The organism is Parabacteroides sp. AF17-3 (assembly GCF_003635445.1).
Taxonomy (GTDB): domain Bacteria; phylum Bacteroidota; class Bacteroidia; order Bacteroidales; family Tannerellaceae; genus Parabacteroides; species Parabacteroides goldsteinii.
In genome coordinates, this window is record NZ_QTMM01000019.1 from 95,996 (window position 1) to 108,467 (window position 12,472).

General features: G+C 45.4%; 8 protein-coding genes. All 8 read right to left on the reverse strand.

The features are described 5' to 3' along the window. Positions 1 to 21: 21 nt before the first annotated feature. The 8 genes from DWW91_RS22785 to rhaD all read right to left on the reverse strand — a co-directional run bounded on the left by DWW91_RS22785 (position 22) and on the right by rhaD (position 12,446). Positions 22 to 558 carry a GNAT family N-acetyltransferase gene (locus DWW91_RS22785; RefSeq protein WP_046147268.1) on the reverse strand — a complete coding sequence of 179 codons (537 nt, stop codon included), beginning with the start codon at positions 556 to 558 and terminating at the stop codon, positions 22 to 24. 189 nt (positions 559 to 747) lie between these two features. Next, on the reverse strand, positions 748 to 2,043 hold the full coding sequence (locus tag DWW91_RS22790; RefSeq protein ID WP_122328994.1) for a TolC family protein: 1,296 nt from the start codon (positions 2,041 to 2,043) through the stop codon (positions 748 to 750). A gap of 3 nt (positions 2,044 to 2,046) precedes the next feature. Continuing rightward, positions 2,047 to 5,088 (reverse strand): efflux RND transporter permease subunit, encoded by a 3,042-nt coding sequence (locus tag DWW91_RS22795; RefSeq protein WP_122328995.1) that lies wholly within the window; start codon positions 5,086 to 5,088, stop codon positions 2,047 to 2,049. An 11-nt stretch (positions 5,089 to 5,099) separates the two neighbouring features. Beyond that, positions 5,100 to 6,152, reverse strand: coding sequence for an efflux RND transporter periplasmic adaptor subunit (locus tag DWW91_RS22800; protein WP_010802885.1), 1,053 nt, complete (start codon positions 6,150 to 6,152; stop codon positions 5,100 to 5,102). Between the two features lie 203 nt (positions 6,153 to 6,355). After that, positions 6,356 to 7,324: a DNA/RNA non-specific endonuclease gene (locus tag DWW91_RS22805; RefSeq protein WP_122328996.1), complete on the reverse strand. Its 969-nt coding sequence runs from the start codon at positions 7,322 to 7,324 to the stop codon at positions 6,356 to 6,358. Between the two features lie 108 nt (positions 7,325 to 7,432). After that, positions 7,433 to 9,640 (reverse strand): alpha-L-rhamnosidase C-terminal domain-containing protein, encoded by a 2,208-nt coding sequence (locus tag DWW91_RS22810; RefSeq protein ID WP_122328997.1) that lies wholly within the window; start codon positions 9,638 to 9,640, stop codon positions 7,433 to 7,435. 33 nt (positions 9,641 to 9,673) lie between these two features. Beyond that, complete coding sequence (locus DWW91_RS22815) at positions 9,674 to 11,428, reverse strand: alpha-L-rhamnosidase C-terminal domain-containing protein (RefSeq protein ID WP_122328998.1); 1,755 nt, start codon at positions 11,426 to 11,428, stop codon at positions 9,674 to 9,676. A 217-nt stretch (positions 11,429 to 11,645) separates the two neighbouring features. Further along, entirely contained in the window at positions 11,646 to 12,446 is an 801-nt protein-coding gene (rhaD, locus tag DWW91_RS22820; RefSeq protein WP_122328999.1) for a rhamnulose-1-phosphate aldolase, read from the reverse strand. Positions 12,447 to 12,472 lie beyond the last annotated feature (26 nt).

Below are 12,472 nucleotides of genomic sequence, written 5' to 3' on the forward strand. Positions count from 1 at the left end.
TAATGAAAAAGGGAAGGTTCGTCACCTTCCCTTTTTCATTATAACCCGATTCAAATCTGAAGCGAACCGCTTATATTCAATATCCGGTATGGTTTCTCCGGAGGAAAGAACAACTAACGAATGATCCGGATATCCATTTCTGTAAGCCGGATGGGTATGAGGATACGGATTTTCTACAAACCCATGTAACTGATAAAAATGCAAGCGGGCAGCAGAGACATTATCCGTAACAGGGTCTATTTCTAATAATACACGCCCACTTTCCTGCTCTATCAGATTCTTCAGAATCAAACCTCCCAGACCTTTCCCGCGCTCATTCGGATGGATTGCAAAATGTTCCACATACGTATAACTATCGAATCTCCAATAAGCGATAAAGCCCAATAAAAGATCATTGACCGGATCAATATGACAATCCAAATGATACCGGCTGTCTGAAAACGCGTCCTGTTGCTGCTCCACAGTTCGTTGTTCATAGATTGGGAAACTTATATCATATATGTTTCTAAAAGCAGTATACCGCGGATGATCCGTTGCTGTCAATCTTATAATCTCCATCTTGTTTTTGTGTTCTTAAACGGATACAAAGATAAAAACTAATGCTTTCTAACCTGCAAGCAATTGTATTCAAATATAAACATACAACCTTGATACTGTTTCATTACTATGAAACAAATGTTTCTCCCTAATGAAACAAGTGTTCCACTAGGGAGAAACAGATTTTACTTAGTATGTATTTTCCAGAGGTCACTGCATCCGTCGGATACCAATAGCCTTATTATACTGGGCCAATGATGCTTTTTGCTGGTACCAGGTCTGGATCAAGCTGCTATAAGACTGTATCCATGACAACTGGGCAGAAAGGACATCGACGATGGGAAGCTTTCCTTCGTTGTAACTGAATGTATTCAGATCCAGGTTCTCTTCTGCTATCTTACAAGCCTCTTCAGCGACATCGATCTGTTTAGTATTCTCTGTCAGGCTTGTCCATGCATTAGCCACTTCCTGAGTGATCTGGTCGCGGGTATTATCCATTGCATACTCTTTACTGCGCAGCACGGCTTTTTGGGAATTTACTTCCTTGAAACGGGCACCCCAACGGAACAAAGGAATCTTTAAAGAAGCAAATACAGCCGGTGTCCATAAGTTATCGGAGCCTTTTACGTTCAGCATAGGAGTTCCCCATGTGCCCTGAAAACCGACAGACAGGGTCGGATTATATTTTGCTTTTGATAGGTTGATCTGTCTTTTCTGATACTCGATGTTCAATTTGGAGATCAGGTAGTCCGGCCGGTTTTCCAATGCTGCCGATTCACCGACCTGCATAGGCAACGGTAAAACCATCGTAATAGAGTCTGTGATCGTTATCGGTTCCATTGGAGGAACGCCCATCAGGACATTCAGATTCTGCAATGCAATCTGATAATCCTTATAAGCGGCACTTTTATTCAACTCGGCTTCCTTTAAACGGGCCTGTACCTGCAACAGGTCAGTCTTGCTGATCTGTCCGTCCTGAAAACGGAGAGTCAGCACGTTTGCCAGTTCCTGTACGATATCGACATACTGTGTCATTACACCGTACATGCCTTTACGGGCGGCTACAGACCAATAGTTCATATCTGCGGCATAAACGATGTTATCGGTCGTCAGCTCTTCGGCCTCAGTAGCGATCTGACCCTGGATTTCGGCAGCCTTATAATTGTTGTAAATTTGTCCGCCGGCGTAAATAGGCTGGCTTACTGTGGCACCAAGACTATACGTATTATGGTCCATTTCAATACCGGGTATGCCATCTCCCATTCCCAATTCGTATTTATTTATACGGTATTGATAACTTCCGGAGAAATCCACAGCCGGGAAGAATGCTGTTTTAGCTGCTTTAATAGCATGCTGCATTGCAATCCGTTCTTCCGAACTTTGCTTGATCTGACGGCTGTATTCAAGTACTTTTTCTTTGTATTCGGCTGCCGTAATGGGCTGCACCTGTGCTTTCGCAGACAGGGCACCCAGTAACATACAACCTATTATCAGTTTACTTTTCATATCTTATTCCGATTTAATCTTAAAGAAAATACAATAGGTAACCGGAAGCACGAAGATGGTCAGGATGGTTGAAACAAACAAACCTCCCATGATCGTTGCGGCCATACCTGCAAACATCGCGTCGCCCAGCAACGGAAGCATACCCAGAATCGTTGTACCCGAGGCCATCGTAACAGGCACGATACGTGTCTTGGTTGCCTCGATAACAGCATTGACAGGAGCCAGTCCGTTATCCATTTGCAAACCAATCTCATCGACGAGCACAATCGCATTCTTAATATTCATACCGATCAGTCCCAACAATCCCAGCATCGCAAAGAAGTCGAGCGACTTGCCAAATACCAGTAATCCCAGTACCACACCGATGAAGATCAACGGAAGCATAGCCATAATCAACACCGGTTTACGGTAATATTTCGGGAAAAGGAACAACAGGGTAACATAGATCAGACCGAACATCAACGGAATATTGGCGGCAATCGCTTTGTTACCTTTATCCTGTTCGCTTTGTTCTCCGAAATAAGTCATCTTATAACCTTCAGGAACCTGTATTTGTTTTTGAGCTTCTGTCCAAAGATGGCTGAAAGCAGCCATGGTGTTAGCGCCGCGTTTCGGCTCACATTGCATCATCATGTATGGCTGACGGTTGTAACGTCTCACTACATTATATTCATAATCGAGAGAGAAATCGTCGATAACCTGTTCAACTTTGACGGAACGTCCTTTGGCACTGTAAACCGGCAATGTTCTAATATCGTTCAGGTTCATAGAATCCCTGTCGGCATCCTTCATCAGGATAGGCATGAAGACATCGCCTTCACGATATTCGCCTAATGGTACACCGTTTGTTGCCGAACGAAGGGAATAAGCAACCTGCTGGCGGGTAATACCCAGGCGCAGACCTTTTTCCTGTGAGTACATCGGTTTCCATACCGGTACTTTATTCCCCCAACTGTCACGCACTTCCATCACCTGGTCGTACTGGCGGGCAATCTCTTTGACTTGTTCCGTTAAAGCGACCAGTGTATCCACATTGTCGCCGATAAAACCGATCTCGATAGCGGCATCTGGTACCGGAGACAAGGCAAACAAGGCTGAACGGGTCAAGATATCAGGATAGTTAGCCACCATATAGTCATAGAATTTACCTTCTTCCGCCTGTGCATCCTCCGCCTTTTTAGTTTCAATCAGCACATTGGCAAAGTTGGGTTTCGGACCTACCGACGAACTTGCCAGGTAATAGCGGACCGGTGAACCTCCCAGGGTAAATGAATATGACTTGATATTCTCGTTCTTACTCAGGTAATCTTCAATCAGCTTAACATTCTTCTCCACGTCGTAAATACTGTACCCTTCAGGGAAGATCAGGTCGGCACGGAAATAAGGTTTGTTCATGATCGGGAAGAAACTCTGCGGCATGATACTCATAATAAATAAGGAAAGGAATAATGTCGCAATCACGGAAGTAATAGTTATCCATCTGCGTTTGATCAGACGACCCAGCACCCCTTCGAATTTATGATACAGTTTCGTATCGTACGGATCCTTCGACTCGCCCGGTTTAGCCTCTTTCAGGATAAAGTTACCGAAAGTTGTTGTCTGAGTCAATGCCAGTATCCAACTTAAACCTAATGAAACAGCCAATACGATAAACAACGGTTTAACGATTTCGGCTACTGAAGCCGGAGCCAGATACATCGGCAGGAATGAACAGACAGCGATAAAGGTAGCCCCCAGCAATGCCCATTGCGGTTTGGTCGCCCCATCGATCAGGGCCTGATAACGAGACAATCCCCGCTTGATACCCACCTGCGCATTGTCGGTTACAACTATCGCATTATCCACCAGCATACCCATTGCAATGATAAAGGCAGCCAGCGAAGTACGGTTCAGTCCGACGCCCCAGATCAGCATAAGCAATAAAGTACCGCCCACTGAGAAGAGCAGCGAACTACCCACCAGCATACCGGCACGTGATCCCATCACCAGGAAGATCACCACGATTACAATCAACAACGATTCGATCAGGTTCAGGATAAAACCATTGTTCGCTTCATCTGCTATCTTGTTTTCCGGATAGATCGTTTTCAGGTCCATTCCGACAGGGAACAATTGTTCCATCTCCTGGAGGTGGGCAGCTACATCATTACCGACAGCCACCACGTCATCTTTAGCACCTGTTGCAACTCCGATACCAATAGCACGTTTGCCATCCACACGCATCAGATTGGAAGGAGGATCCATATAACCTCGTTCCACAATAGCAATATCTCCTAAACGGACTTCACTACCGCTTTTGGTTACGATCAACTGGTCGCGGATATCCTGGATATTCTTATAGGTTCCTTCCGCCCGGACACGCAACTGGTAGTTACCCGTATTGATATCTCCGGTATTTACCAGCAGGTTTTGCGTTTGCAACACTTGCTGTATCGAGTTCGGGTCGATACCGAGGTTTGCTAGTTTAGGAACTGAAATCCTTACATTAATAACTTGTGTCTGTTCACCAAACAGATATACTTTCTGAACACCGGGAACGGGAGACAATTCCGTCTTAATCTTCTGGGCCCAGTCACGCAATTCATCATAGGTATAACCATCATCCGCACTCAAAGCGTAATAGATACCAAACACGTCTCCAAAATCATCGCTGACTGAGATGGAAGAAGCACCACTCGGCAAGCGGGGCTCTATATTCGCCACTTTACGGCGAAGTTCATCCCACTTAACAGGCATGTTATCAGGGTCGAGTGTCGGCTGAAGTTCAATCGAAATCTTTGACATACCGAAATAAGATTCAGACTTGATCTGAAGCACGTCAGACATAGATTGAATCTCACGTTCGATTGGCTCGGTGACCAGTTTTTCTACCTCGAAAGGAGTCGCACCCGGATATTGTGTTACAAGCACAGCCTGCTTGATCACAAAGGGAGCATCTTCCTTCTTCGGCAATTTAAAGAAAGAGTATATACCACCTATCAGCATAACAGCCAGGAAGAAGTATATAATCTTCGTATTCTCTAAGGAATATTTTGGAATATTCATTGCTTATCCTCTTAATCTGTTAATACTTTTACTTGTTGTCCGTCGACAAGGCGGGTTACTCCGGCAGTAACAATCTGCTCTCCGGCTTTCAAACCTTCGGTTACAACAACACCGTCTTTGCCTACCAGTTCTTTTTCCGTAATCTTACGACGTTCCACTTTCGAGGTTTGCGGGTTATAGACGAACACATATTTATTACCGCTGTTCGGTTCGTCGGCAACGATAGCAGACAGTGGAATCAACACGGCCCCTTCATTGAAACTCTTGCTCTCTATATTCAGGATTACACGACAAGAGAAACCTACGGCTACCTTATATTTATTCAGATTAAATTCGGGATCATCAATATAAAGGAATACCGGTACGCCAGAACCATCGGGCGAGGCTTCCACATATTCTTTTACTTTCGCTTTGAAACGGGTTCCTTTGTAATTGTCAAACTCTACAAAGATGCTGTAGGGAGTGGAGAAGTAAGTGATATTCGTTTCAGGCATTGTAAACTGCACCTGCAATTTGTTCGGGTTTATCAGGCAGACAATACCTTGTCCCATCTGTACCTTCTGATAGTTCTCTACATATTTCTTTTGGATGAAGCCATCGAAAGGAGCACGCAGCTTAGTCTGCTCCAAGGTATTCTGTGAGTTTTCGAATGCTGCCTGCGCATTGGAATAAGCAGCCTTTGTCGATTCATACTCCTGTTGAGAGATTGCCTGTTTAGCCAGAAGTCTTTCTGCACGCTGCAACTGTGCCTGTGCTGTCTGGAAAGAAGCCTTTTTGGCTTCATAATCCCATTTGAAATCCTGTGGGTCTATTTCGGCTACGATTTGCCCTGTACGTACTTTCTGTCCTTCTTCGACATTTAATGAAATCAGCGGACCGGACATCTTAAAAGCCAGGTCACTAAATTGATCAGGCGATACAACACCGCTAAATGATTTTTCTACCATATCCAAAGATGTCACTTCTTCCAGCTTCACCGGACGAGGGCCCTGTTCCTTTACCGGAGGCTGGCTACATGACATCAATGCTGTCAATACAAAAACGGGAATCAATTTACCATTCATGATAACAACTTGATTTAGTTATTTAGTTACTTATTATAATTATATATACTTGTATGCAGTCATATAAAACTATGCGTTAAATCATAGTTATACAACACTCATTTTCCACTAATTGTTCTAATTGCGCCGCTCCTTCGGAACCGAACGGCTGCTACTTACATTTGCTTGTCTTATTTCTATATTGCTCGTACAAACTACTAGTGTCAAAAGGACCAACTGTCCCAATCTATTTTTGCTTCCATTACCCTTTCCTGTTCATCGGGAACAGCCGGAAAGAAATCAATTCCTGTTACTTTTTCCACACTATCGACAGGTATCACCATTGACTTCAAAGAAGTTTTTTTATAATCCTTATTTTCCAGAATGAACGCAATTGCTTTATATTCACTTCCCGAAACGTAACAAATCACTTTGTAAAACGCGTCAGGAACACCTACTTGATTCTTTCCCATCCGTTTCATATTGTCCGTAATTACAGGACCGGTAGCAATCAGCAAAGATCCGTAATCTTTCGCCCATAGACGGCTCTGCTCTTCCAGTTCTTTCCAGATGCCCCGGTTCAGCGCCGGTTTCTGCGGACAGATATTACTGAAATAAAATGATTCACGCATTGCCTTTGCCGACCACTTCATGTCACCGGCAGGAGCCATATGACCACGGTCGTAACCTGTGCGGGTATAATCTTCATTTGTTGCTGTCGCACCTTTTACCATCGGGTCCGGTACGAATTTATTAGAACGTTCCGTCTTTTTGCTTTTCGCCTCTTCGGCAGTCAGCTCGTAAGCTACCCAGTTGGCAATCTTATAATCTGAATTGTAGGATACGGTATACCCTTCGTGACGGATCACTTGCTCGGAACGTTTAGCCTTCAATTTAGGGATTTCGGCATTTGCCGGAACTTTAAAAGTAGTTGTTTTCGGACGAGGGGGAACAATGGCAGGCTTTTTATCTGCCGGTTTTTCCTTTACAGGATCAGCAGGCTGCTTCTTCTGTTCCACCGCCACAGGCTTCTTACCGGAAGTAGGATAGAAATAGTTAAACACATATAACAGGCCGATAAAACAGATAACCACTAAGGCCGCAAGAACAAATATACGCCTGATTACAGAAACTAAAGATGCCCCCTGATTCTTCTTTTTCCGCGATTTTGCTTTGCCTTTTCTTTTTGCCATTGATTAATAACCATTTATTCTCCGCCGCAAAAGTAGATAATGTGAGATTATTAAACAATATATAAACCTTAAATATATTCGTCAGAATTAATACAAAAAGTGCCCCGATTAAAAGGGGCACTTTAAATTATAGGTTCCGGAGCCTATCTGCTGTATCTTTCCTTTCGACGAAACGACCTCTGCACTCGTCTGTTCCGGAACTTGTATTTCCATTAATATAGTACGTCCTGACTTGCGTAATTTCACTTTTATATCCCCGTAATGGGTAGGTACTGATGCCGATGCTTCCGTTAAAGAACCCATCTGAGGTTTTATGCGGAATGTACGGAAACCGGGAGATGTCGGTTCAATACCACACACTTTCTGGCTCAGCAGCGTCAGCGGTCCTCCGCTCCAGGCATGGTTGATCGTACCTCCTCCGAAACCTTCAGCGCCGACTCCCCAACCTTCAAACAAGGTGGTATAATCCTTATAACTTAACATACCGGCATACCGGTCACGCATCCTCTGCAAGGCAACCTCCGGGGCATTCATCTGAAAAAGTGCTTCCAATACATACTTTTCCATATAGGGACTGGCATGATATTCTTTTTTCAAGACCTTCAGTATGGCGGGATACTTGTCTTTTGTCGCCAAACCGGATAGAACGGCCATAGCCTGCGAACGGTCGTCATCCTTGCCATGATAACCCGGAGAACGATATGCAGTGCCGGTCCAGAATTTCGTATTAAAGCATTTCTCAATACTATACATCATACGGGTGATCTCTTCTGCATCTGCTTTCTTACCCAGTTGAAGTGCAAATTCCTTTTCTGCTTTCAGTGCCAGATAATACCAGCAGTTCGTCAATACCCCCATATCGATCTGTTCGCCCCAGTCACCCCAACTCCATTCACCACTGCGTTCGATGGGCAGGCCACTCTTATCGACCTGCCATGTTTCATGCAGATAACGATGCAGGCGGTCATAAATAACCGGAATAAATGTACTGTCTCCGCTATAATAATACTGTGTATAGAAACCATACCAACCCACCGAAGCCAGCATCTGCAAAGGCAACTCCTTCGACCAGTTACCGGCAGGAACAGGAGCAAACAATGAGCCGTCGGCACGCTGCCAGTTCATCAGTTCATAAATGCCTTTAACGGCCAGTTTATGGGAAGAAGGAGAAAGTGCATAGAAAGCCTCTCCCAACTCGTTCACCTCGTCTCCCCACCATTGAGCACGTTCGCGTTCGGGACAATCCATATAATTGTCACGCATCGTTATATATAATGTTCTCGCAGAACGTTTCCAAAGTTCGTTCAGGAAAGAATCGTTACATTGAAACGATCCGGCAAACTCTGTATCATAGCCGGTTTCACGATACTTAACTTCCAGTACTTTTACTCCTTCGGGAAGAATATACCACATCTCATGACCGCTCATCCAGCCGTAACTTTCATACTCCTGTATGCCGTTGCGGGTGACATATTCGGCACGGATATTTTCTGGTCCTCCACCCCGATAATTATCCGTCTGCATATGGATTGTCGCACCTTCCGCCGACTCCACTTTCAGATAGGGTGTAAACTGGCAGTTGTAAGGTAAACGGCAGAACAGGGTATCGCCTCTCTCCGACCGGCGGACACCCGGATACTCCTTTAAACCAAAATCCTTAAAAAGCGGAATAGGACGTTCAACCAGGTTTCCCAAAGGCGCTTTACCAACCACTGCAGCGATCTCGGCTCCGGGAAACGTATTCTTATAGCCAGGCTGGTTCCATCCTTCTAATGTTCTGCGGGCATCGAAACGGATATTGCTTTCCGACAGGCGATAGTTCGGATAAGGAGCACCGGTATTCTGATAAGCATCATATACCCTACAACTCCAGCTTTTATCGGATACAATCTCTATGCCGGGAGCAATCGCCTCAAATAACAAGGCTGCCAGTCCACTGTTCACATGACTGAATCCGTTCTTACCAAAATGCCACACCAAAACAGCGATCGTATTTTCCCCCGACGTAAGGTAAGGAGCAATCTCTACCGAATCGTAGTAAGTATCATAAGGAGAAGGACCGCGTTTCAAGCCTCCTTCAAACACCACCATCCGACCGTTGATCCATAACCAATATTTACTGTCGGCTGCAATATGTGCGGTCAGTGTCCGAGGAACTTCAGCCAAAGTTACCGTTTTACGATAGGCCAGCCAGGTATTGCTCGCACTCTGGCATTGTTCCGTATTTATCCAGTTTGCTTTCCAGTCCGTTTTCGTTTTAGCTTCTGCCGAGGCCAAAAATCCGGCGCATACACACAATAAGAGATACTTTTTCATAATACGATCGCTTTTACAGGTTATCAATTTTATTTAATTCTCCAGATAGACTTTCACACCGTCCGGAGCCTTTACTTCGCTTTTCACTTTACCGTCCGCTCCTTTTTCGTGACGGATCGTTATTACACCCTGCGGAGTAGGGAAAGTTCCTTCCACCCATTTTAAATCGCCCAGATGCGGGGTGATACGGACTGCGCGGCATCCCGGTTCCACCACCTGAACACCCAATACATATTCACTCAGCCATGATGTCGGACCGGAAGCCCAGCCATGACACAAACTATGACGGAAACCTTTATAGCAATAATCACCATAATCACCGTGAATATCCTTTTTCCCTTCAGGCACAAGTTCGTCGATACGTGCTGCATTCGGAAGCCAGTCCATATTGAAATCTTCCCAGAACGTAGTAGCACCCAGGTCGATCATCGCTCCCCAATACTGACGAATCACATCGATCGCTCCCTGATAATTCCCGGCAGCAGCCATTGCACGCAACATATAATATCCGTAGAAAGTAGAGAATCCACGTGCCCCACCTACTGACAGATATTTACTGTTTGCCTCTTCCGGTTTCATCAAACCAGCCAGGGCCAATAAAGCCGCACCCTGTTTTGAGCCCGGAGCATCCGGTGCTATTTTAGATTTCAACAAAGGCTTGATCACCTTCGGAGCCGCCTTTTCCATTTTCTTCGCCGTTTCACGACATTGGGATGCCAACACATCGTCACCAAGTGTTGTACATAATTCATCGCCTGCCCTCATAGCCATCAGAACCAGCGATTGCAGACCGGCATCGATCGCCACCTGATTCTCACTTGACGGCCAGTCCATGAAACGCCATCCATCCAGTTTCTCACGTCCGTCTGCATCCACTTTAGAAATCAGGAGGCGCAGAAGGTCGCTCATATAAGTTTGCTGCTCTTTCAGGTAAGCCACATCTCCATGGTGATAATACCAGTCACGCTGGATCAGCAACCACCAGATCGAATAGGCGCTGATGCCATTCATCCAAGCGGGAAGAGGCGTTACATCACGGATCAAGTCAAGGCTCTTTGGGACGACTTCGTTATAACCGAAAACAGTATTTACGGTCATCACTTCCGGATGCATATCACCCAACCAGACCAGACGATCACGCTTAATACCGTCCCAGAGATATTCCTGCATATTCAAATGAACCGTATAAGCACCGGTCTGCCAGATTTTATTCAGCCGTTCGTCACTACTTCGGAAAGAACCTTTGTACGGGATATCACGGAATGTAGAAATAGCACGGATTTCTTTCAAGGAAACTTCCGTAGAATCGCTCATCAGGTCTATACGGGCAAAACGGAAACCTGAATTACCGACTTCCTGCACACCCAACCAGGGCAATGTGACAACAAAATCACGTATTGCATGGTCATTACTGGCCCCGTTCTTCCCATCAATTTCACACATGGCTTCACTGACGGATTCTCCGAAACGGACACGCATCTTTATAGGGCTTTTATTGGAAAAAGCACCGGTCACAATCTGAATCCCTCCCTGAAGTTCTTTCCCGAAATCAAACAAAAGGGCCGGATGCTCTTCTGACGTACTGGTCATCTTGCAAAGGGCACGATCTGTTAATTCTGCCTGTCCGTTACCCGGCAGGAGCAGTTTATCACCATCTTTTATCAATTCGCTATGTTGTTGCCAGACAATACGCGTCGGGGAAAGATATTCGCGTACCCGGCTGTCGCGTTGCTGGGCCAGTACCGGCAGGGAACATAAAAGAGTAAGAAGTATAAGTATCTTTTTCATGGTATTATCAATAATGAATCAATTTGCTTCTATGGACAGGTTTAGTTATTATCAGATATGAGCTATCTTGTCCCCGTGCTTGACACGGGGCCGCAGAAGAACCAGCAATATCAAAAGATACATATAGGATACGGTCTGTGCCTTTGCGATCCCGTATCAAACACGGGAACGGGATAGCTCATTTCTTTCTAATTTTGAACCTCACACGCTACAGGAACTACAACCCAAAAGCAGGAACCAGATCATCCAACTGCTGGTCGGTCATTCCTGCCGGTTCATAGCCGGCCATGCGGGCACTCAGATAGATTTGAGCAGATTTTGCCAAGGTGTCGATTGCGTCAAAACATTCGATCAGATCTTCACCGACCGCCAGGATTCCATGTTTTTCCCAGAATACAACATCATGTTTTTCCAGTTGTTTGATCGTTGCATGTGCCAGTTCGATCGTTCCCGGTATTTCATAAGGGACAATACCGACACCTTTCGGTACGATGATACGGCATTCGGGGATCATGCCCCATAATGTCCGGGTGATCACCTGCGAATCGAGGAATGGTTTACAATGCGTCATACCGATCAGTTCTGTCGGATGCGTATGCAAAACGACCTTGTTATCACGTCCCAAGGAACGGAGATAATTGTGCATCATCAGGTGAGACGGCAGTTCGGATGTCGGGGCGACAGGTTGTTCGGCAATGATCTCATAGCTTTTTCCGTCCGGTGCTATCCGGATCAGCGAACCATTTACGAACGGATCCTGTGCGACATACCGCATCCGTTTGCCTGTCCCGGTCACATAAAATACATGTCCTCCAAGGGCGGTCATCGCTTCCTGCAACTGAATAGCAGGAGCAAGTGCCGGCAATTCCATTTCTTCCGGTGTCAGTAAACCGGTTAGATTAACAGATATATTTCCTCCATTTCTTTCGGCCCATCCTTTTGTCCAGAGATAGCCAGCCACCTCAGCGATACGGCCAATTTCAGCCATCAAAAGGCTGTTGTTTCCAATTGTTGTCATTTTTTTCTATATTAATTGCTTCGGGT